The sequence below is a fragment of the Kribbella alba genome (assembly GCF_039529635.1).
Lineage (GTDB): Bacteria > Actinomycetota > Actinomycetes > Propionibacteriales > Kribbellaceae > Kribbella > Kribbella alba.
On sequence record NZ_BAAANE010000007.1, the window covers coordinates 741,722 to 763,257 of the forward strand.

Below are 21,536 nucleotides of genomic sequence, written 5' to 3' on the forward strand. Positions count from 1 at the left end.
GCTGTTCTCGATGACCAGTTGTTCTCGGGGTCAGGCGGTGCGGACCAACTCCGGCTGCATCAGAACAGGGCGAGGAGCAGGAGCGAGCGTCAGCAGGTCGAGGCCGGCCACGCCGTACCGGAGCAGGACCAAGCGGGCCACCTCTGCGCTCACTCCGAGCGGGCGGGAGACCGCGACAGCGCCGGCCTTGCGAGCGGTCTGCTCCGCGCGGTCCGGCAGCACGCCAGGCGCCAGGAAGAACGAGCCGACAGCCACGTGGCGACGGCCTTCCAGCCGCCATTGCAGAACGGCCTCGGCCGGGCTGGGCGATGCCGCGGTGGTGAAGGCGGCAACGACGGGGAGCTTGTGGCGCTGACCCCAGAGGCGAGCGAGCCTGGCGACGGCGGCATTCGCCTGCGTGTCGCTGGATCCGGCGCACGCGAGCACCAGCGCGTCCAGCTCACGCACCCGTCCGTCCTTGAGCTCGGCCCGCATGCGCCGGTCGAGCACGTCCAGCAGCGAGTCGTCGTACCCGAGGACGTCGGAGGCGATGATGCGCAGGGCGGGGAAGCGGCTGCGTGCCTCGTCGACCACGGCCGGTACGTCGACCCGGGCGTGGAAGGCGCTCGAGAGCAGCAGCGGCAGGATGACGATTTCCTCGACGCCTTCGGCGCTGAGCTTGTCGATCACCTGGAAGGGCTTCGGCGGGCAGTGGTCGAGGAAGGAGGCTTCGATCCGCAGGTCGTCACGCATCTCGCGCAGGCACTTCACGAGCGAGTGGACGGTGGCGGCCGAACGCGGATCGCGGCTGCCGTGGGCGAGGATCACGAGCGCTGGAGCAGTCACAGCAGTTCCCCTTCTTCGTCGTCGATCATGCCGGCTGCCAGCGTCCACCCGTCGTGGGCGTCGATCAGCAGGAACGATCCAGTGGTGTTGTTGCTGGAGTACGGATCGGCGGCCAGCGGTGCGGCGATCTTGAGCTGCACCTTGCCGATGTCGTTCAGGTCGAGCTCGGTGGCGGGCAAGATATCGAGCGTGCCTGTGCCACTGACGTCAAGCGCCCCGGTGATCTTGGTGACGATCGCCTGGGCAGTCGTGGTGGTGTGCTTGATCAGCAGCCGGGCGCCCACGGTCAGCGGACGGTCCGAGAGCCAGCACAGGGTCGCCGACAGTTCCCGGCGGGTGCCGGGGGAGGAGTCGGCGGAGACGATCACCGAGCCGCGCGCGACGTCGATGTCGTCGGCCAGCCGGACCGTGACGGCCTCGCCGGCTACTGCGGAAGGCCGCTCGGCCACCGCGGTCGAGGTCGCGCTGATCACGGCACGATCGATCCCGGCGACCGTGGTCCGCCGGCCGGCCGGCAGCACGATCACCTTGTCGCCGACGGAAACGGTGCCCGAGGCAACGGTTCCGGTGTAGCCGCGGTAGTCGCGGTACTCGTTGTCGGTCTGCGGCCGGATCACGTACTGCACCGGGAACCGCAGCGGCCGGGCCGAGGCGTCGGAACGCCCGGAAGCGCTCTCCAGGAACTGCAGCAAGGTCGGACCCTCGTACCACGAGGTCGCCGCAGAGCGATCAACGACGTTGTCCCCGACCAGGGCCGAGACCGGGATCGCCTGCACATCGGCGATCCCGAGCTGGTCCGCGAGCTCGGAGACGTCTTTGGCGATCCCTTGGTAGACGGCCTCGTCGTAGCCGACCAGGTCGATCTTGTTCACCGCCAGAACGACATGCGGCACCCGGAGCAGGCCTGCGACGGCGAGATGCCGCCGGGTCTGCTCCAGTACTCCGTGCCGCGCGTCGACGAGGATGATCACGACATCGGCAGTGGAGGCCCCGGTGACCGTGTTCCGCGTGTACTGCACGTGTCCCGGGCAGTCGGCGAGGATGAACGAGCGCTTCTCGGTCGCGAAGTAGCGGTAGGCGACATCGATGGTGATGCCCTGCTCGCGCTCGGCGCGCAGGCCGTCGGTCAGTAGAGCGAAGTCGAAATCAGTACCGTCGCCGCGGGCCCCTGCTCTTTGCGCAGTGACCGTTTGGACGTGGGCGATCTGGTCGGCCAGGATCGCCTTGCAGTCGTGCAGCAGTCGTCCGACCAGAGTGGACTTTCCGTCGTCCACCGAGCCGGCCGTCGCAAGTCGAAGCAGTGTGCTCATCAGAAGTACCCTTCCCGCTTGCGGTCTTCCATGGCTGCCTCGCTGACCCGGTCGTCCGCCCGGGTCGCGCCCCGCTCGGTGAGCTCGCTGGCCGCAACCTCGACGACGACCTCAGCCGCCGACGCCGCAGTACTGGCGACTGCTCCGGTGCAGGACATGTCGCCGACGGTCCGGTAGCGGACCACCCGGCGGGTCACCTCTTCGCTTGGGCGCGGCTGGGAGTAGGGGCCGACGGCAAGCAACATGCCGTCGCGCTCGAACACGTCCCGCTCGTGCGCGTAGTAGATGCTCGGGAGAGCGATCTCTTCGCGCTCGATGTAGTTCCAGATGTCCAGCTCGGTCCAGTTCGACAGCGGGAACACCCGCACATGCTCGCCCGGCCGGTGCCTGCCGTTGTACAGCGACCACAGCTCGGGCCGCTGGTTCCGCGGGTCCCACTGGCCGAACTCGTCGCGCAGGCTGAAGATCCGCTCCTTGGCCCGGGCGCGCTCCTCGTCCCGGCGACCGCCGCCGAAGACCGCGTCGAACCGGTGCCCGTTGATCGCATCGAGCAATGGAATCGTCTGCAGCTGGTTGCGGGTGCCATCAGCGCGCTCCCGGAGCCGCCCGTCCGCCAGGTAGTCCTCGACCCGAGCGACCTCCAGCCGCAGGCCCAGAGCGGCCACGGTTGCATCCCGGTAGTCCAGGACCTCTTGGAAGTTGTGACCCGTATCCACGTGCAGCAGCGTGAACGGCACCGGCGCCGGCGCGAACGCCTTCCGCGCCAGGTGCAGCATCACGATGGAGTCCTTGCCACCGGAGAAGAGGATCACCGGCCGCTCGAACTCGGCCGCCACCTCGCGGAAGACGAAGATCGACTCACTCTCCAGCGCGTCCAGCTCGGTCACCGTCGGCTTGGTGGTTCCGGTTGGCACTGAGATCTTCACAGTCGCCGGCTTCTCCGCTCCAATCGTCGCGGTCATACGTGCAACCCGCATTCGACCTTGCCCTGGCCGGCCCAGCGACCACTACGCGGATCCTCACCCGGAGCCACCTGCTTGGTGCACGGCTGGCACCCGATCGACGGGTAGCCGTCGTACTGGAGCAGGTTGACCAGGACGCCGTTGTCGTTGATGTACTCGTCGAGATCCGCCTGCGTCCACGGGGCGATCGGGTTCAGCTTGACCATGTCGCGCTTCTCGTCGTACTCGACGACCTGGGTGTTCGCCCGGGTCGGAGCCTCCTCGCGGCGTACGCCGGTGACCCAGGCCTTGTAGCCGGACAGCACCCGGTTCAGCGGCTCCACCTTGCGGAGCGCGCAGCACTTGTCGGGGTTGGAGGCGAAAAGATCCTTGCCGTACGTCGCGTCCTGCTCGGCGACGGTCTGCTTCGGGGTGGCGTTGATCAGGTTGATCGGCAGCGTCGCCGCCACCGCGTCACGGGTGCCGATGGTCTCCGCGAAGTGGTAGCCGGTGTCGAGGAACAGCACGTCGACACCCGGTGCCGCCTCGGCCGCGAGGTGGGGGAGTGCCCCGTCTGCCATCGAAGCGGTCACCACCAGCTCGTCGCCGAAGGTCTCCCGCGCCCACGCCAGCACCTCTTGCGCCGAGGCGTCGGCTAGTCGGTCGTTCGCCTCCTCGGCAAGCGCCTTCAGATCCGTACTCATTCCACCGTCACCCGCAGTCCGATCATCTTCAGCTGGAACACCCGTGCACAGGGCCGGCACTCCCACGCGCCGTGCCCTTCCTCGGAAGGACGAAGGTCCTCGTCACCGCAGTACGGGCAGTACAACGGCGCTGCTCGCTCACTCATCGACGTCCTCCCTTCGGTCCGGGCGCCCATCGGGCACAAGTCGCGCTGCACCCACTGGTGAACTCGCTTCGCTCCTTCACTGCAAAGCTCCTTCCTCGGCACGGACGACCCACTGGGCGAACCGCTCGCCCTCGGACCGCTCCTTCAGGTAGTTCTGGGTGACTCGCTCGACGTAGTCGGCCAGGCCTTCCGCGGTGACCTTGTGGCCACGCAACTTCCGGCCGAACCCGGCGTCCAGGCCGAGGCCGCCACCGAGGTGGACCTGGTAGCCGGGGACCTGCTTGCCGTCGGCATCGTTCACCAGTTGGCCCTTGAGACCGATGTCGGCGACCTGGATCCGGGCGCACGAGTTCGGGCAGCCGTTCACGTTCACGGTGATCGGCACGTCGAGCTCGGGGATGCGCTCCTCCATCTCGCCGATCAGCTGGGCCGCGCGGGCCTTCGTCTCGACGATCGCCAGCTTGCAGAACTCGATCCCGGTGCAGGCCATCGTGTTCTGCCGCCAGGCCGACGGGCGGGCCTGGAAACCGAGATCGGCCAGCTCGTGGATCAGCGACTCGACCCGGGACTCCTCGACGTCGAGCACGATCAGCTTCTGCTGCGCGGTGGTCCTGATCCGGTCGGATCCGTGCGCCGCGACGACGTCGGCCACCTTGGCCAGCGCACTGCCGGACACCCGGCCGACGACGGGAGCCACGCCCACGTAGTACCGGCCGTCCTTCTGCTTGTGGACGCCGACATGGTCACCCTGTACTGCGGGGATCTCGGGCGCGGGTCCATCGATCAGCTTGCGCTCGAGGTACTGCGTCTCGAGCACCTCACGGAATTTTTCAACGCCCCAGTCGGCGATCAGGAACTTGATCCGCGCGCGGGTGCGCAGCCGGCGGTAGCCGTAGTCGCGGAAGATGCTGACGACGCCCCACCAGGCCTTGTGCACCTCCTCGAGCGGGATCCAGGCGCCGAGCCGCTGGGCCAGCATCGGGTTGGTCGACAGGCCGCCGCCTACCCACAGGTCGAAGCCAGGGCCGTGCTCGGGGTGGACCACGCCGACGAAGGCGATGTCGTTCACCTCCGGCACCACGTCGTGCGACGGGTGGCCGGTCATCGCGGTCTTGAACTTGCGCGGCAGGTTGGAGAACTCGTCGCTGCCGATGTATCGCTCGACGATGTCGTCGATCGCCGGCGTCGGGTCGATGATCTCGTCCGCGGCGATGCCCGCCACCGGGCTGCCGATGATCACCCGCGGCACGTCGCCGCAGGCCTCGGTGGTGTAGAGCCCGACGGCTTCCAGCTTCTGCCAGATGGCCGGCACGTCCTCGACCCGGATCCAGTGCAGCTGGATGTTCTGCCGGTCGGTGATGTCGGCGGTGTCGCGTGCGTAGGTGGAGGAGACCTCGGCGATCACCCGGAGTTGCTCGGTGCTGAGCTGGCCGCCCTCGATCCGGACCCGGAGCATGAAGTACTTGTCGTCCAGCTCCTCCGGCTCGAGCGTGGCGGTCCGGCCACCGTCGATACCGGGCTTGCGCTGGGTGTAGAGACCCCACCAGCGGAACCGGCCGCGCAGGTCGGCGGGGTCGATCGAGTCGAAGCCACGGTGGGCGTAGATGTTCTCGATCCGGGCCCGGACGTGCAGCCCGTCGTCGTTCTTCTTGTTCTCCTCGTTCTTGTTGAGTGGCTCGCGATAGCCGAGCGCCCACTGGCCTTCGCCCTTGCCCTTGCGTGGGCGGGCGGGCTTGCGGGGAGCAGAGGTGACGCCAGTCATCCGGAACGTGTCCTTGTCTGCTAGAGACAGGTGCGTCCGCGAGGCGAGCTCGAAGCGTCGTCGATTCGATTCGGTCTGCGCGGTGCGCACCCAGCGGTGATCAGGTGATCGGGGGCCTTGAGCCGGCCCGCAGGGTGGCTGTCAGAGCGTCGAAGGACAACAGATGGCGCTGCGCATACGACCGAGGTCGACGTGAATCCGACCTACGAGATGTGTCGAGCGGGCAGCGAGCATGGTGATAAGCCTCGGCGTCGAAGCCTGACAAATCAACTCCCGTTCCTGCGATGTGAGACGCGATCTCACGATGTGACTAAGTCAATTAGTCTGGTCGGGATTGATTCAGGCGTGTTCTGTATACCGCAAGAAATCTTGTGCAAGATTCCTTGTGGAAGCTAATCTCACCCTATGGCCCCCGCGAACCGCCGTTCGGCTGATGTCTCCGTCATCGCCGCGATCCACCATCCGCTGCGCCGCCGCCTGCTCGACCTGCTCCACATCGACGGTCCGGCGACTGCCTCCCGGCTGGCCGCCGCGACCGGCGAACTGGTCGGCAACATGAGCCACCACCTCAAGGTTCTCGCCTCAGCAGGGGTGATCGAGGAGGCTCCGGAGCTGGCGAGGAACCGGCGCGAGCGGTGGTGGCGAGTCGCCGACAGGAGCGATTACTCCTGGTCCATCGCCGACGCCAAAGGCGACCCCGCGGGCGAGCTCGTCACGGCCTCCGCCGAGGATGCGAACCTGTCCCATCACGTCGGCAAAGTGCGGCAGTGGTTCGACATGCGGTACCGGTACGACGAGCCGTGGGTCCGCGCCGCGTACGCCACCGAGAGATGGCTCACACTCACCCCGGAGCGACTCGACGAGCTCAGCGAGCGGATCGAGAACGTGGTCCGCGAGTACGCCGAGAACCCGTCCGTCGGCGACGACGCCGACCGGGTGTTCTTCTTCGCCCACGCTGTCCCGGCCGAGCCGTGACGGGCACCCAGGAGACCGGCCGAGCCGTGACCGGCACCCAGCAGACCGGCCGAGCCGTGGTCCGTCGCGGCTGAAGACACCGGAGCCAGTCCTGTCAGGGTGATCTGGAGTGACCGATTCGTCCCGCGAGGTCTAGGAACCAGCTGGACGCTTGCCTATGCTGCTGTCAGTCAGAGAGGCGGCGATGCCGATGATGCCCAGTTCCGTGGCGCTCGGTGTCCCTGGAGTGCAGATCGCCCCAGGTGACCACATCTGTGCCTTCTACCCGAGTCTGGCCGACCGCGACGAGATCCTCATCCCGTATCTGAGGGAGGGGCTGAAGGCCGGCGACAAGTGCGTCTGCGTCGTGGACGCCTCCGATCCGGAGGCCGTGCTGGCCTCACTGGGTACCGAGGTCGATCTCGGGCCCTACCTCGGGCGGCATCAGCTCGAGGTGCAGCGGTCAGACGAGACCTACCTGCAGGGCGGGGCGTTCTCCACCGACGCGATGCTCGAGTTCTGGAACCAGTCGGTCGGCGGCGCGTTGACCGGTGAGTTCTCCTTCGCCCGCGCGGTCGGGGAGATGACCTGGGCGCTGCGGCAGATGCCGGGTGTGGAAGAGCTGGTCGGCTACGAGTCCCGGCTGAACCGGTTCCTGCCGCGGTATCCGCAGGTGATCCTCTGCCTCTACGAGCTCGACCAGTTCAGCGGCGAGGTCCTGGTCGACGTACTCAAGACCCATCCGAAGGTGTTGCTCGGGGGCATGGTGCTGGACAACCCGTACTACCTCGAGCCCGACGAGTTCCTCGCCACCCGATCATGAGCGCGCCGGTTGTGGCCTTTGCCCCCGCAGCCGGAGCGGATGCCGAGCTGCGCGACCAACTGTCCAATCTGCAGGGTCTGCTGATGCTCTCGATGCTGATGACCGAGAGCGGCGACGAGGACAAGATCGTCCAGCTCGCGGGCTCGTCACTTCCGTCGTTCGGTTGCTGCCGTCTGGTCGGCGTCTACTTCCCCGAGCGTGGTTGGGTCGCGGCCACGCCGTCGATGGCCGGGCGAACCATGCGAGCAGACCTCGAGACCCGGCTCGTCGCCGTCGGCCGGAGCGGTGGAACGATCGAGATTCCCGGCGAGAACTGGGCGTGGGCGCTCCCGATGCGCGGTGTCGCCGGACACGTGGGTTTCTTCGTGACCGCGGCAGAGACCGAACCCTCCACGCACGCGCAGTTCCTCTGCCGGGTGCTCGCCCAGCAGACCGGCGTGGCGCTCGCGAACGCCCGGCTGCATGCGAAGGAACGTGCGACCGCGGAGGAGCTCCGGGGCGCCAACACCGCGCTCGCCGAGACGGTCCGGGCGCTGGAGCAGACCACCCAGATCCACGACCGGTTCACCCGGGTAGCGGTGGCCGGCGAGGGACAGGAAGGCATTGCCCGGGCGGTCCACGAGCTGACCGGGTTCCCGGTCGCGGTGGAGGACCGCTACGGGAACCTGCGTGCGTGGGCCGGCCCGAACCGCCCGGACCCGTATCCGAAGGACCCCCGCGCACGCCGCGAGCAGATGCTGAGGCGCGCGCTGCGCGAGGGCGGCCCGGTCCGTGAGGGCGGTCGGCTGGTGGCGATCGCCAGCCCCGGTGCCGACGTACTGGGTGTGCTGGCGCTGGTGGATCCAGCCGGTGCGGCGGGGGACCAGGAGCAGATCGCGATCGAGCACGGTGCGACGGTCCTCGCGATGGAGCTGGCCCGGCTACGGAGTCTGGCCGAGGCTGAGCTGCGGGTACGACGGGACCTGGTGGAGGAGTTGCTGGCCGGGACGGACGAGGAGAGCGCGCTCGGTCGGGCCCAGGCGCTCGGATACGACTTGGAGCGCCGGCACCGGGTCGTCGTGGTCGAGGGCCGTGGCCGGACGCAGCACGACGACACGTTCTTCCATGCCGTCCGGAGAGCCGCCCGAGAGGCGCATGTCGGTTCGTTGCTGGTTGCCCGCGGCGGGGCTGTCGTGGTGCTGTCGGACTCGGACGCGTCGTGGGACCGATTCCGGTCCGCGGTGCTCACCGAGCTCGGCGGCGGTCGCTGCCGGGTAGGTGTGGGCGGTTGGTGTGAGCAGCCGCGAGACTTCCCGCGCTCCTACCGCGAGGCCCTGCTGGCGTTGAAGATGCAGCGCAGTGCGAGGGGTGCGGACAAGGCGACTTGCTACGAGGATCTCGGGGTGTTCCGGATCCTCTGCGAGGTCGAGGATCCCGCTACCATCGAACGCTTCGTCGGTCAGTGGCTCGGCGCCCTGCTGCAGTACGACGCGCGCAAACGTTCCGAACTGGTGGACACCTTGTGCCGGTACCTGGAGTGCGGAGGCAGCTACGACGCCACAGCGGCCGCATTGTCGGTGCATCGCAGCACGTTGAAGTACCGGTTGCAGCGCATCCGCGAGATCTCGGGACATGACCTGACCGACCCGACGACGAACTTCAACCTCCAGCTGGCCACCCGGGCCTGGCAGACGCTGCAAAGTCTCGGGGACTAGGTCCGGCTACTCGCCAGGGCGCGCATCCGGTTGGGCCGCGTCGGCCGGAACCGGAAGCTCACAGCACACCGACGTGCCGCCGCCCGGCGGGCTGTGCAAGGTGAAGGTCCCGCCCAGCGCGTCGATGCGGTCTTTCAGTCCGACCAGCCCCGAGCCCCGGAGCGGGTCGGCGCCGCCGGCGCCGTCGTCACGCACGCACACCCGAAGGGTGCCACCGGACGCTTCCGCGTTCACCTCGACAACCGACGCCCGGGCGTGCTTCGCCGCGTTGGTGAGCATCTCGGAGACGACGTAGTAGGCGCCGACCTCGAGCTGCTCGGGCAGTCGGCCGTTGATCCGCACGTCCATCTCGACCGGTACGGCTGAGCGGCGCGCCAGCGCTCGCAGGGCCGGCCGCAGGCCCGCGCTGGTGAGGATCGCTGGATGGATACCGCGGCAGGTCTCCCGCAGCTCGTCGATCACGGTCATCAGGCCGGCGGCCACGTCGGCGATCTCGATGCGGAGGTCTTCGCTCTCCTGGGGTGCCTCCGCCGCCGAGCGCAGCCTCAGCGCCAGGGCGACCAGGCCTTGCTGTGCGCCGTCATGCAGGTCCCGCTCGATCCGCCGGCGGGCCTCGTCCGCGGCCGCGACGATTCGCGCGCGGGAGCTGAGGAGCTCCGTCCGGTTCTGCGCGTTCGCGACCGCGGTGGCGACCAGGTCGGTGAACTGCGTCATCCGCTGCTCGGTGTCAGCGGGCATCGGGCCGTTCTCCGGCCCGACCGCGATCATTCCCCACAGCCGGCCGTCGACGTGGATCGGCACGGCCACCGCGGACCGTATCCCCTCGCGGACGGTCGACTCGCCGCCGACAATGGCGCCGTAGTCATCGACACGCGCGGCCCGGCCGGTACGCCGTACGGTCGTGGTCAGGCCGTTGGGCGGATAGCCCTCCCAGCGGTCGCCGACCCGCACGTCGGGGGCCGTTCTGCCTTCGTTGGCAACGAGGGTCGCCGATCCGTCGAGTTCGAACCGGATCATCCTGGCGGTGCCGTCACCGAAGTGCTGGAGAGCCTCCCTGGTCGCGGCCGCGAACACTTCCTCGGGTGGTGCTCCCCCCGCGACCAGCGTGGCGAGGCGACGCAGTGCGGCCTGGGTGCCGGCGAGTTGGCGCAGCTCCTGCTCGGCCCACGCGTTGGCGATCGCCGTCGCAGCTAGTTCCGTGAAGGCGGCCATCCGCGCCTCGGCGCCTGCCGGCAGGTCCTCCTGCGACGTCGCGGCCACAGTCACGCCCCAGCCGCGTCCCTCGACCATGATCGGCGTGGCCACCGCGGCGCGCATGCCGAGCGAGGCGACCCAGGAGCCGTGCGAGCCGTTCGCCAGCCGTTCACCGTAGACCCGGGCCGGGCGGCCGGTGCGCAGCGCGGTTTCCTGGACCATGCCGGGCAACAGCTCGAAGCGAACGCCGACCGGGATACGATCACTGACCTGACCGTAGGACCCCACGACCGTGATGTACGCGTCGAGCTCGCCGTCAGCTCCGGACTGGTGTTCGACGCGGGACACGGACGTCGTCTCGGCGCCGATCAGGCGGCCGAGCTCATCCGCGACGGCAGTGAACACCTCGGCCGGCTGTGCGCCGCCCGCTACCAACGTGGCCACGCGACGCAGGGCGGCCTGCTCGTCGGCAAGCTCACGTAACCGTGTCTGGTCGGGCGCAGCATAGGCTGCCCCAGCATCGGCGTGGTCCACGTTGGCGCCGTTACTCCGGCCAGTCAGAGTTCTGGATGACGTCGACGAAGTTGCCGCGCTCGTAGCCGGGGACGAATCGTTCCAGCACGTCCGCCTTGACGTTGCCGAACGTCGTCTCCGGCTTGGGTGCGATGCCTTCGGTGAACGCCTGGAGGATGCTGCGCTTGAAGTCCGGGCGCGGGTGCAGGGCGGTGATCTGGGCGCGGTCGGCGTCGCTGACGTCGTGGTACCCGATGCCGAGCACGTCGTACTCGACGCCTGCGGTCACCAGTGCTACCTCAGGTTCCATGAACTCGGGGATACCTGGCGTGGTGTGCAGCGCGATGGCTGTCCAGACCCTGCGGATACTGTCCTCGGGGACGCGGTGGCCCTGCAGGAAGCGGCGAGCCTCGTCCGCGCTGTCCACCTCGAAGCGCCGGCCGCTGCCGCGGAACTCCTCGTTCAGACCGAGATCGTGGAACATCGCCCCGATGTACAGCAGTTCAGGGTCGAAGCTGAGTCCGCGATTGCGGCCCTGCAGGCTGCCGAACCAGAAGACCCGGCGGGAATGGTTGTAGACCAGATCGGTCGTGGTATCGCGGACCAGGTCCGTCGCATCGCGGGCCAGCTTGGTGTCCGGCACCGTCACCCCAGCCGCGGTTTGTCCGTTGGTGGGCATCGACTACCTCCTCATGTGGCGTGAAAGGCGAGGTTGATCGCCTATCACTCACCGTGGCGCGACCGGGTGACTTGATCTGCCCCGCAGGCAGGCAACCGCAGTACCGGCTAGCAGGGGGCGCACCTGGGCGGTCGCAGCGATGCCGGCCGGCCGGCCGCATGAAAGACCCGCCCAGCTCCGCCACTCCCAACTACCTCGGGCGTGACTCGGCGCGGTTGGAGTTGCGGGCGTCCTTTCCTGCCTGGGTGAGCGCCAGCCGTGCGCAAGGGTGCGGTTTCAGGGGTCGGCTTCGGGCTCAGCCGTACCGACAGACAGGACGTAGTCGCGGCCCACGCCCGGCGCCCCGCGTGCAGCACCGGCACGGCGCCCCGATCCGACGACCACTTCCTGTCGGTCGGTACGGGCCGTCGCTCCTGGGGTGCCGCGGTCAGCGGCCGTGGCGTTCCCAGTGCGCGGCGAAGAGGTCTTCCTCGGTGACCGGGTGGGGAGCTATCGGACGGGAGACCCAGGTGAGGTTGACGAAGTGGCGGGCGTTCACGTTCTCGGTGGTGACGTTGCCGCCCCAGGTCCCGCAGCTGAGGCTGAGCGTGAACGGCAGACCGTTGCGGGGGCTGCCGGCGCCTTCGTTGAGGTTCTGGTTCACCAGGACCCGTGCGGTTTTGGTGCCCTGGGCAAGAGCTTCGACATGCTCGTCCCGGCTCGTGTGGATGCCGCAGGTGTGGCCGAGGCCCTGGTAGCCCGTGATGGCGTTGACGAGATCCACGGCCCGCGCGATGTCGCCGGTGTACCGGTAGGCGGCCAGTACGACGGACAGCTTCTCGCCCGAGAAGGGATGCTCAGGACCGGCACCGTCCTCCTCGACGATGAGGAACGTTCGGTCAGCGGGGATCGTGAAGCCGGCGAGCTCCGCGATGCGCGGTGCAGGCTTGGCGATGACATCGGGCGAGGGGATGTGCCCGCCATCCGGCCACATCCGTCGCCGCAACGCGTCCTTCTCCTCCTGGCTGCAGAGGTAACCGCCTGCTGCCGTGAGGCGATCCAGGAGGGCGTCGTACACGCTGGTCTCTGCCACGATCGCGTTGTCCGCCAGGCAGCTGGTGGCGTAGTCGAACGTCTTGGCCACCGCGATCGCGCTAGCCGCGTCATCCACGTCGGCAGTCTCGTCCACGACGTGTACTGCGTTGCCCACGCCCACGCCGTACGCCGGGGTGCCGGAACTGTAGGCGGCCTTGACCATCGCAGCACCACCGGTGGCCACGATCAGATCAGCCTGGCGCATCAGTTCCTGCGTCTTCGCGATCGACGGAGCCGGGAGCATCTGGACCAGGTCGGCCGGAGCTCCGACCTGCGTGCACGCCTCCCGCATGTACTCCACCACCGCGGCCGTCGTCTCCGTCGTCCGCGGGTGCGGGGCGACGACGATCGCGTTGCGACCTTTGAGCGCGAGCAACGCCTTGACCGGCGGCGTCGCGTCCGGGCCGGTGGTCGGGATGAGGGCGGCAACCACACCGACGGGCTTGGCGATCTTCACCAGCCCGCGCTCGGGATCCTCCTCCACGACACCCACGGTCCGCAGCGTTCGCATGTCCGCCAGCACGCCGAGGACGCGCTTGTTGATCTTGGTGACCTTGTCGGCATAGTTGCCGAACCCGCCCTCGTCGACCGCGAGCTTGGCCAGGGCCTCGGCCCGCTCCGGGCGCGCGACCGCCCACGCCACCGCGGTGCAGAGCTCGTCGACCTGTTCCTGCGTGTAGTCCTCGATCGTCGCCTGCGCAGCCCTTGCCCGGGTCACGACCTGCTCGACCTCACGCTGGATCCCTTCCTGCTTCGTCATGTCAGCCTGCTTCGCCGTGTCAGTCATGGCCCAACCCTGCCGGGGATCGCGTTCCGACGACTCGGCATGACGGGACGAATCTACTGCTCGGCGTCGTCCGCCCGGGACGGCACGGCGCCGGCTGCGGCATGGTCCCGTGAGGGCGGGAGCGGGAGAGTACTTCGGCTCCTGAGGACGTACCGGCCGTGGTCGGCGTCTCGCAAGCTGGCCACGACGCCAGCTTGAGGAGGAAGACCATGGACCTGCGGGACACCGTGCTGAACATGGGCGAGTGGGAGCGGTTGATCCATCGTGCGGAGACCGGCGAGATCACCGAGCCCCTGGAGAACGTCGACCGCGACGACCCCACGCCGTACGACGCGATCTTCGTCGGCGGCGGTGCCGGCGGCCGGTTCGGATCCGCCTACCTGCAGGCCAGGGGTGGCCGCCAGCTGGTCGTCGACAGGTGGCCCTTTCTCGGCGGCTCGTGCCCGCACCAGGCTTGTGTGCCGCATCACCTCTTCTCCGAAGCCGCGCGGGAGCTGGACTACGCGCGCTGGAACGCAGGGACGCTGTGGTTCGGTGAGTTCGACGAGAAGCGCGCCTCGATCCGCGATCTGATCGAGCTGTTCAAGGCCGGCCGGAACAACCCGCACGCCTTCATGAACTGGCAGAGCAAGGAACAGCTCGGGATGGAGTACATCCTCAACGCCGAGGCCACCGTGCTCGACGCGAACACCGTCGAAGTGGCCGGCAGGCGCTTCACCGCCCGGAACCTGGTGCTCGGCACCGGAGCCAGCACCTATGTGCCGGACATTCCGGGGATCAACCTCCCGGGGGTCTTCGACTTCGCCACCTTGATCGAGGAGCTCGACTACGAGCCTTCGCGCTGCGTCATCATCGGCGGTTCGAAGATCGCCCTCGAGTACGGCTCCTTCTTCCAGGCGGCCGGCTGCCAGACCACGATCGTCTCGCGCAGCCCCCTGATGCGTACTGCGAGCCTGCACCACGTGGACGAGGACCTGCGGACCTACGTCCTGGACGGGATGCGGAAGCGCGGGATGGAGCTGCTCGAAGGCGCCGAGCCGCTCGAGGTGATCGGGAACGGCAAGGTCACCGGGGTCCGGGTCCGGCTGGCCGATGGCGCCGAACTCACGATCGACACCGATTTCGTCTTCATCGGGACGGGCGAGCGCCCGCACTCGCAGCCGTACGTCGACGCGCTCGGCGTGGAGGTGGACGACCGGGGCTTCATCACGGTCGACTCCCGGATGCGGACTTCCGTCCCGGGGGTGTACGCCATCGGCGACCTGATCGGCTCGCCGATGGAGATGTTCAAGGCCCGCAAGTGCGGTATGACCGCGGCCCGCAACATCATGGGCGAGCCGTACGAGTTCGACTTCTCCGAGTACCCGGACTTCTTGCACACGACGTACGAGGTGACCTGGGTCGGGCTCACCGAGGCCGAGGCGCGCGCGCAGTACGACGACGTGGTGGTCATCCAGATGCCGCCCAAGGGCATCCGCGACGACGAACTCGCGCTGCCCTGTGCCGAGGGGTCGATGCTCTACGCCTTCACCCGTCCTGAGCTCACCGGGATGCAGAAGGCCATCTACGACGGGAAGACCCGTCGGCTGCTCGGCGCGCACCACGTCGGGTTCGGCGCCAAGGACGCGTTCCAGTACCTCGATCACCTGCTGCGCAAGGGCATCACGATCGACGAGATGGGCGACATGAACGAGCTGTTCCTCAACCCCGACCACTTCATCCAGCTCTCCCGGCTCCGCGCCGGCAACAGCAACCTCGTCGACCTGTGATGCCGGAACGGAGGCAGTCGTGAGCATCGTCGATGCCGGCTTGAGTCTGGCGGGACTCGCCACCGGAATCGCTCAGAACCGTGCCCGCTGGAAGGATGCCGTCCGCTTCGATCCGGACCAGCGGTACTACGCGCTGCTGGAGCGCACACCGGAGTACGAGGCCTGGCTGTTGACCTGGATGCCCGGACAACACACCGGTATCCACGACCACGGCAACGTCGCCGGAGCCTTCGCCATAGTCCGGGGGACACTCCAGGAGTCGGTCTATCGCGCCAGCCAGGTCGTGCGCACCTTCGACCGCGGCCGGGTCCGCGCCTTCGGTCCCACCCACATCCACGACCTCACGAACCCCGGCCCGTTCCCCGCCGTCAGCATCCACGTCTACTCGCCCCTCCTGACCACCATGACCCAGTACGCCGTACGGGACGGCCGCTTGGTAATCACCGCCCTGGAACAGGCCGGAACCGACTGGTGACCCCTGACTGCGGCACGCGGGTCGCTCCGCGCGGTTGAAGTTGCTGGCGTCCTTTCCTGGCTGGGTGGTCGGTGGCCGTGCGCAGAGGTGCGGTTTGGGGGTCGGCTTCGGGTTCAGCCGTACCGACCGACAGGACGTAGTCGCTGCCCAAGCCCGGCGCCGCGCGTGCAGCACCGGCACGGCGCCCCGATCCGGCGACCACGTCCTGTCCGTCGGTACGCCAAGCGCCCGGGCTGTGCGCCACCAAAACCAGCCGGCGAATGGCGGGGCTCAGCCAGTGGCTAGGGCTCGGGCGGTGGTGATCAAGTCGGCTTCGGAGGCCTGGGCGGTTTGGCGGCGGGTTTGGCGCCAGGCGGTGGATTCGGTTTGCCGATGGGCGAGGGAGCGGCAGTGGTCGCGGACCCGGTCCGGGGCGCTGCCGCCGAGTACTGTGCGGCCGGCCACGACGAGGGCGGGATCTAGCGCGGCGCGTAGGTTCTCGGGGGTGAGGGCCAGAGGATGGCCCAGTACTTCGGTGGCGGCGCGGGCCAAGTCTTCGGGGGTGAGGGTGGTTCGCGCGGTGTCGACGGCGGTGGCTACTGCGCGGCCGACGACTCGGTAGGCGGAGCGGTAGTCGAGGGCGTGGCGGAGGACTAGTTCTTCGGCCAGGTCAGCCGCGCCGGTGAAGTGGCTGCCGGCTGCCGCCGCCAGGGTGTCCCGGTCGATGGTCAGGGTTCGGGTCACTTCGGCGCCGAGTGCGACAACCCGCCGGGACAGGTCGAGAGCGCCGGCAACCTCGCCGTACGCGTGCAACCAGTTGTCTGTGCGGGCTGATGGGGTGCGCTGGGTGACAAGCAGGCCGGTGGCTCTGCCGACCAGGGTCCCTGCGCCCGCGCGGATCACGGCCAGGGCGTAGGGGTTGCGCTTCTGTGGCATCAGGACCGAGGCGCGACACAGAGAAGAGTCGAGGGTGACGTAGCCGAAGCCGGGGCTGGCGAAGATCTCGAGGTCCTCGGCCAGCCGGTCGACTGTGGTCGCGGCCTGCGTTGCGGCGACCACCGCGTCGGCGAGGCCATCGACCGCCCACATGACGTCGCGGGTATGTGCGCCTGCGCTCTCGAAGCCAAGCAGTCCGGCGAGCCGCTCGCGGTCCATCGGCACCCGGCTTCCACCGACGCCGCCTACGCCTGCTGGGGAGCGGTCGGCCCACCGATAGGCCTGCTCGAGCCGGTCGAGGTGACGCACGGCCTCTTCGCCGAAGCCCCCGAGGTAGTGGCCGAAAGTCGAGGGCTGCGCAGGCTGGAGATAGGTGGTGTCAGCCCAGATGGAGCCGGCATGCTCCGTCGCCTGGGTGGTCACAGCGCCCAGGAACCGGCCGACCGCCTCGTGCAGCTCGAGGAGGCGGTCGCGCAGGGCGAGCCGGAAGGCGATGCGGCCGGCCTCCCGCCGGGTGCGACCTGTGTGCAACCACCCTGCGACGCTGCCGAGACGGCGTTCGAGCTCACGTTCGCGGCTGTTGTAGGCGTCGCCGTAGAGCGGGTCGTAAGGGAAGTCCTCGGCTGGAATCTCCAGCAACTCGAGCAGCGCGGCCAACAGGACCCTGGCGTCAGCGGTCGGGATGATCTCGGCCTCGTGGAGTTCGAGGACGTGGGCGAGGTCCGCCAGGCCCAGACCGTGGTGCAGCAGCGGCGCGTCGGCTGTCTCTAGCGCATAACCGGCCTCGACTAGCTCGGGCGCGGGCCCGCTGGTGATCCGCGCCTCAGCGCCGAGGTATCCGTCCGGAACAAGTCGGCTCACAAGGATCCTTTCGGTCCGGCGAACAGTGTGGGCGCCCCGCCACTGACAAGGAAGACGACCGGGCCGTCGACGCTGCCGGCTCTCGCCGCGTCCACCAGGGCCGCCATTGCCTTGGCCCCGAACACAGGGTCGAGGAAGATGCCCTCGGTGCGGGCGACCAGCTGTGCGGCAGCGTCACCGGCGAGTGAGCCCCGCCCATAGCCTTGCCCCAGATATCCCCCGAGCACGGTCACGCAGCCGTCGTCGTCCGGCGAGAAGCCGAGTAGTGACGACGCCCCGCGAGCGAGTGACTCGACGCGGGTGACGCACTCGTCGACTGGACGGCTCACGCTCACCCCGACCACGTCGTACGGGCTGTGCAGCCAACGGGATCCGGCGACGAGACCAGCTTGCGTGCCACACGATCCGGTAGCGAGCCATAGCTGCGAGGGAGCGAGACCAGTGGCCATCAACTGTTCGGCCAGCTCCATGCTGGCGCGTACGTAGCCCGCGGCACCCAGTGGGGTCGCGCCGCCGCGCGGTACGAGATACGGCCGCCGTCCCGCTGCTGACAGCTCCGCCCCGAGCTTGTCGATTCCGGCGTCCACCGAGGCCCGTTCGAGCTCGCCGGTGAACCGCACGTCTGCGCCCAGAAACTCGCTGAGCAACAGGTTTCCGGTCGGCCGGGTTCGCGAGCCGTAGAAGACGAGGTACGGCGTGAGGCCACAGCGGCGTGCTGCAAGTGCGGCCAGCATCGCCCAGTTCGACTGCGACCCGGCGCCGGTGACGAGGCAGTCGCAACCCTGGTCGAGGGCATCACCGAGCAGGTACTCCAGCCCGCGGACCTTGTTGCCGCCGAGGCCCAAGCCGGTGAGGTCGTCCCGCTTGAACCACACCTCGACACCGATCTCCGCAGACAGGCGCGGCGCCGGCTGGAGCGGCGTGGCCGCCGCGACCAGCGGTATCCGCGGCAACGACACCAGGTGCTTCATCAGACGATCCAGTCGTTGCAGGAGGCAACCACTCGGTCGACGAACGCGGGCGCCGCCCCGAGAGCCCCCTGTACGTCGAGGCAGCGGGCGATCTCTTCCGGTGCGAGTTGTCCGGAGATCCGGGGATCGGCGAGCAGGGCGGTCTCCAGATCGACACCACGGTCGAGACCCGCGCGGGTCGCCTCGTACACCACCGTGTGTGCGGCGTGTTTGCCGATCCGGTCGGCCAGCGCATGCATCGCCGGCTCCGAGAGCACGTAGCCGCCGCGGGCTTGCAGATTCTCGCGCATCCGATCGGCGTCGACCTCGAGTCCTTCGAGCAGCCGACAGCCGAAGTCGAGAGCGGCGCCGGTGAGCAGACAGGCCTCGGGGAGCACCACCCACTCGGTCTTCCAGGCCCGTCCGTCTCGCTCGTGCTCGTGCACCATGCCCTCGACAGCGACCGTGGCGTCCGCCCGGACGATCTTGGACAGTGTGACGAGGTGCTCGGACAGTTCGGGGTTGCGCTTGTGCGGCATGGTGATGCTGCCGACCTGGCCGGGGGAGAACGGCTCGCGAAGTTCACCGATCTCGGGGCGCTGCAGGTCGTACACCTCCTGGCCGATCTTCGCGAGCGTCGCGGTCACCATCGCCAGCAGGCCGGCGAACTCGGCGATGCCGTCGCGCGCGGTGATCCAGGGGATGTCGGGAACACCCAGCCCGAGCCGGCGGGCGAACTCCTCGAGCAGTGACAGCGCACGGTCACCCCAGAACTCCATCGTCCCGAGCGCCCCGCCGAGCTGGACCACCTCCCAGCGGACGCGGCCCTCGGCGACCCGGATCCGATGGCGGTGCAGTTCCGACGCCCACACCGCCGCCTTGAACCCGAAGGTGATCGGCAGTCCCGGTTGCCCGTGGGTGCGCCCGCACATCACGGTGTCGCGATGGCGCTTCGCCAGTTCGAGAGCTGCCTTCTCGGCGCGGACGAGGTCGCGTTCGAGGATGTCGGCGACGCGGCGCATCAGGAGCGCGGTCCAGGTGTCCGAGAGGTCCTGCACGGTTGCGCCGTAGTACACCCATTCGCGTGCATCCGGCGGGAGTATTTCCAGCAGGCAGCGGATCAAACCGAGCGTGGAGTGGCCCGTGGCGCGGGTCTGCTCGGCCACCTGGGCAAGGTCGAGCAGGCCGACATCGGCGTGCTTCCTGATCGCGCGCGCCGCGTCCGCGGGGACGAGCCCGACGTCGGCCTGGGCCTCGGCCAGCGTGGCGAGGATCTCGAGCCAGGCCTGCAGGCGGCCTTCGTCGTCAAGCAGTCGGTGGATCTCCGGAGTACTCCAAAGGTGGCCGTAAAGCACGGAGTCGACGAGGTGCGCGCCCATCTAGCTCACCGTGGCTCCGTCGAGCCGCGCGACTCCGGTGAGGCTGCGCAAAGCGGTCCTGATCTCGTCGAGATTGGACCCCCACGGAACCACCGCCGAGCTGCCATCGACCTCCACACCGCGTTCGAGCAGACAGCACTTGGCCAGCGTCGGCTCCCGCCCCGAGACTCGCCGGCGGGGGCAGATGTCCGCCCGTGGTGGCTCGTCGCCGTAGAAGTGGCGGTGGAACTGCAGCGACCGTTCGCAGCCGATCATCAGCCAGTCCTCCCGTTCCGCCGGACGGGTGTCGAGGAACGCGACCTCGCCTCCGAGGTCGACGCCCGAGCCCCGGCACGGCAGCAGGTACTGCGGGGCCGGGTTGGCCGCCGCCAACTCCCTGATGTCGACCGCGTCGAGCACCAGCTCGATCGGCGGCAGGTCCTCGTCGAACGCCACCACCTGCTCGGCCATGGCGAACAGCTTCGGCGGCTCGGGCGGCACAACCTCGGTGACCCGGATCCGCACCGGCGTCGGCTCCCAGATGAAGTTCACGTGTTCGTAGCGGCCCTGCACGACATAGGCACGTACGCCGTCCCGCCGGTGGGCGAGCGCGGTCCGGGCGAGCGCGGTGGCATTGCCGACATCGGTTTCGGGCGAGCTGATCGAGACGACCTGCTCGGGCAGGGCCAGCACTCGTGCTTCGACGACGGGGGAGAAGAGCGGCTCGGTCGACGCCTTCCGTACTGCGACCACCGCGGCCTCGGCGTGGTTACGCAGTACGAGGTAGTCGGTCCGCCGGTACACCTCACGCCCGAGCAGGAACGGCACCAGGTCCAGCTCGGTGAGCGGCACCTCGACCTCCTGGACGGACAGTCCGCGGTAAGGCCGGGTGATGGTGTTCGGCACCGGGTCGGGAATCACCGCGCCGCCACCGATTCCGTGCTGATTGGTTCGGTGCTGATTGGTTCCGTGCTGATTGGTTCGGTGCTGATTGGTTCGGTGATGGCGGTGTCGGCGCGCAGGCCGAGACGCAGGGTCTCCAGGGCGAGTACTTCGTCGAGTGGCACGTTGCCGAGGTTGACGCCCGCGCCGAGCCGGCGGATCAGCCAGGTCTGCTGGGACTTGCGGGGGGCCTCGAAGATGACCCGGTCGACCGGGAGTCTGTCGGCGATCGCGTCGACCAGTTCGGTGCGTACGCTGCCGTCGTCGTGGTACAGCCCGACCGTGCCACTTTCGCGGCCCTCTGCGATGACCCAGCTCGCGCCGGCGACGAGATCCGCTTCCATCTCGGTCAGCCACTGCTCGGTCACGACCGGCGCGTGGCCGTCCTTCGCGCCGGTCTCGGCGAAGACGGTGAAGTCGGTCGCCAGGGCGCGGACGAGCTCGGCCTTCCGGGCCGGGGTGATCGCCTGCAGGCCGTCGGACACCTCGATCGCTCCGATGCCGATGCCCGCCGCCCACCGGCGCAGCTCGTCGACCCGGCCCTGGGCTTCACAGATCTCGAGCAGCGTCCCACCGAGGGACACCGTGACGCCGGCGGCGTTGCAGAGTGCGACGCGCTCCTTGACCGTCGGGTCCACGTAGGCGATCCCCCAGCCGATCTTCAGCACGTCCACGAACTCGCCCGCCTGATCCAGCAAGGCCTCGAGGGCGGCAGTGGTGACGCCCTTGTCGAGCACGTGACTGAGCCCGCGGCGCCGCGGCTTGCTATCACGCTCGGGCAGTTCAAGGAAGTCCGGACGTTCCCACACGGCCATACCTCCAGTCGTTGGCTTCGCCTCGAAGCTAGTTCGGGGGCTTGC

At 68.7% G+C, this 21,536-nt stretch carries 19 protein-coding genes; 5 read left to right on the top strand and 14 right to left on the bottom strand.

Features of this window, described 5'->3' with window-relative positions; translation table 11 throughout:
• Nucleotides 1-30: 30 nt before the first annotated feature.
• The 6 genes from ABD210_RS21385 to ABD210_RS21410 form a co-directional block, all read right to left on the bottom strand.
• Entirely contained in the window at nucleotides 31-825 is a 795-nt protein-coding gene (locus ABD210_RS21385; protein ID WP_344113636.1) for a sirohydrochlorin chelatase, read from the bottom strand.
• Entirely contained in the window at nucleotides 822-2,135 is a 1,314-nt protein-coding gene (locus ABD210_RS21390; RefSeq protein WP_344113638.1) for a sulfate adenylyltransferase subunit 1, read from the bottom strand. Before ABD210_RS21390 ends, ABD210_RS21385 begins: the two co-directional genes overlap by 4 nt.
• Complete coding sequence (gene cysD, locus ABD210_RS21395) at nucleotides 2,135-3,097, bottom strand: sulfate adenylyltransferase subunit CysD (protein WP_344113640.1); 963 nt, start codon at nucleotides 3,095-3,097, stop codon at nucleotides 2,135-2,137. Before cysD ends, ABD210_RS21390 begins: the two co-directional genes overlap by 1 nt.
• Complete coding sequence (locus tag ABD210_RS21400) at nucleotides 3,094-3,780, bottom strand: phosphoadenylyl-sulfate reductase (RefSeq protein WP_344113641.1); 687 nt, start codon at nucleotides 3,778-3,780, stop codon at nucleotides 3,094-3,096. Before ABD210_RS21400 ends, cysD begins: the two co-directional genes overlap by 4 nt.
• Complete coding sequence (locus tag ABD210_RS21405; protein WP_166665480.1) at nucleotides 3,777-3,926, bottom strand: hypothetical protein; 150 nt, start codon at nucleotides 3,924-3,926, stop codon at nucleotides 3,777-3,779. The genes ABD210_RS21400 and ABD210_RS21405 overlap by 4 nt, the downstream gene beginning before the upstream one ends.
• 76 nt (nucleotides 3,927-4,002) lie before the next feature.
• On the bottom strand, nucleotides 4,003-5,688 hold the full coding sequence (locus ABD210_RS21410) for a nitrite/sulfite reductase (protein WP_344113642.1): 1,686 nt from the start codon (nucleotides 5,686-5,688) through the stop codon (nucleotides 4,003-4,005).
• A gap of 405 nt (nucleotides 5,689-6,093) precedes the next feature.
• Here ABD210_RS21410 and ABD210_RS21415 point away from each other — a divergent pair, with 405 nt between their 5' ends.
• The 3 genes from ABD210_RS21415 (at nucleotide 6,094) to ABD210_RS21425 (ending at nucleotide 9,159) form a co-directional block, all read left to right on the top strand.
• Complete coding sequence (locus tag ABD210_RS21415; protein ID WP_344113644.1) at nucleotides 6,094-6,663, top strand: ArsR/SmtB family transcription factor; 570 nt, start codon at nucleotides 6,094-6,096, stop codon at nucleotides 6,661-6,663.
• Between the two features lie 190 nt (nucleotides 6,664-6,853).
• On the top strand, nucleotides 6,854-7,465 hold the full coding sequence (locus ABD210_RS21420) for an MEDS domain-containing protein (RefSeq protein WP_344113646.1): 612 nt from the start codon (nucleotides 6,854-6,856) through the stop codon (nucleotides 7,463-7,465).
• Entirely contained in the window at nucleotides 7,462-9,159 is a 1,698-nt protein-coding gene (locus ABD210_RS21425) for a PucR family transcriptional regulator (RefSeq protein WP_344113648.1), read from the top strand. The genes ABD210_RS21420 and ABD210_RS21425 overlap by 4 nt, the downstream gene beginning before the upstream one ends.
• Before the next feature lie 6 nt (nucleotides 9,160-9,165).
• Here ABD210_RS21425 and ABD210_RS21430 read toward each other — a convergent pair whose 3' ends face one another.
• The 3 genes from ABD210_RS21430 to ABD210_RS21440 form a co-directional block, all read right to left on the bottom strand.
• Nucleotides 9,166-10,797, bottom strand: coding sequence for a GAF domain-containing sensor histidine kinase (locus ABD210_RS21430; RefSeq protein WP_344113649.1), 1,632 nt, complete (start codon nucleotides 10,795-10,797; stop codon nucleotides 9,166-9,168).
• A gap of 100 nt (nucleotides 10,798-10,897) precedes the next feature.
• On the bottom strand, nucleotides 10,898-11,545 hold the full coding sequence (locus ABD210_RS21435; RefSeq protein ID WP_344113651.1) for an HD domain-containing protein: 648 nt from the start codon (nucleotides 11,543-11,545) through the stop codon (nucleotides 10,898-10,900).
• A 427-nt stretch (nucleotides 11,546-11,972) separates the two neighbouring features.
• Nucleotides 11,973-13,406, bottom strand: a complete 1,434-nt coding sequence (locus ABD210_RS21440) for an aldehyde dehydrogenase family protein (RefSeq protein WP_344113652.1) — start codon at nucleotides 13,404-13,406, stop codon at nucleotides 11,973-11,975.
• A gap of 209 nt (nucleotides 13,407-13,615) precedes the next feature.
• Here ABD210_RS21440 and ABD210_RS21445 point away from each other — a divergent pair, with 209 nt between their 5' ends.
• Nucleotides 13,616-15,175, top strand: coding sequence for an FAD-dependent oxidoreductase (locus tag ABD210_RS21445; protein WP_344113654.1), 1,560 nt, complete (start codon nucleotides 13,616-13,618; stop codon nucleotides 15,173-15,175).
• 19 nt (nucleotides 15,176-15,194) lie between these two features.
• Nucleotides 15,195-15,650 carry a cysteine dioxygenase gene (locus tag ABD210_RS21450; RefSeq protein ID WP_344113655.1) on the top strand — a complete coding sequence of 152 codons (456 nt, stop codon included), beginning with the start codon at nucleotides 15,195-15,197 and terminating at the stop codon, nucleotides 15,648-15,650.
• Between the two features lie 270 nt (nucleotides 15,651-15,920).
• Here the strand turns inward: ABD210_RS21450 and ABD210_RS21455 are convergent, their stop codons facing one another.
• Genes ABD210_RS21455 through ABD210_RS21475 form a run of 5 tightly spaced genes read right to left on the bottom strand, consistent with a single transcriptional unit; the run spans nucleotide 15,921 to nucleotide 21,491 of the window.
• Nucleotides 15,921-17,426: a lyase family protein gene (locus ABD210_RS21455; RefSeq protein WP_344113657.1), complete on the bottom strand. Its 1,506-nt coding sequence runs from the start codon at nucleotides 17,424-17,426 to the stop codon at nucleotides 15,921-15,923.
• Nucleotides 17,423-18,397: a 1-aminocyclopropane-1-carboxylate deaminase/D-cysteine desulfhydrase gene (locus tag ABD210_RS21460; RefSeq protein WP_344113660.1), complete on the bottom strand. Its 975-nt coding sequence runs from the start codon at nucleotides 18,395-18,397 to the stop codon at nucleotides 17,423-17,425. The genes ABD210_RS21455 and ABD210_RS21460 overlap by 4 nt, the downstream gene beginning before the upstream one ends.
• Nucleotides 18,397-19,755 carry a 3-sulfopropionylcysteine synthase XcbD gene (xcbD, locus tag ABD210_RS21465; protein WP_344113662.1) on the bottom strand — a complete coding sequence of 453 codons (1,359 nt, stop codon included), beginning with the start codon at nucleotides 19,753-19,755 and terminating at the stop codon, nucleotides 18,397-18,399. Before xcbD ends, ABD210_RS21460 begins: the two co-directional genes overlap by 1 nt.
• The gene (locus tag ABD210_RS21470) at nucleotides 19,756-20,655 is read right to left on the bottom strand and encodes an XcbA family protein (protein WP_344113663.1); all 900 of its coding nucleotides are present in this window, start codon (nucleotides 20,653-20,655) and stop codon (nucleotides 19,756-19,758) included.
• The gene (locus tag ABD210_RS21475) at nucleotides 20,652-21,491 is read right to left on the bottom strand and encodes a phosphosulfolactate synthase (RefSeq protein ID WP_344113665.1); all 840 of its coding nucleotides are present in this window, start codon (nucleotides 21,489-21,491) and stop codon (nucleotides 20,652-20,654) included. The genes ABD210_RS21470 and ABD210_RS21475 overlap by 4 nt, the downstream gene beginning before the upstream one ends.
• Between the last annotated feature and the right edge of the window lie 45 nt (nucleotides 21,492-21,536).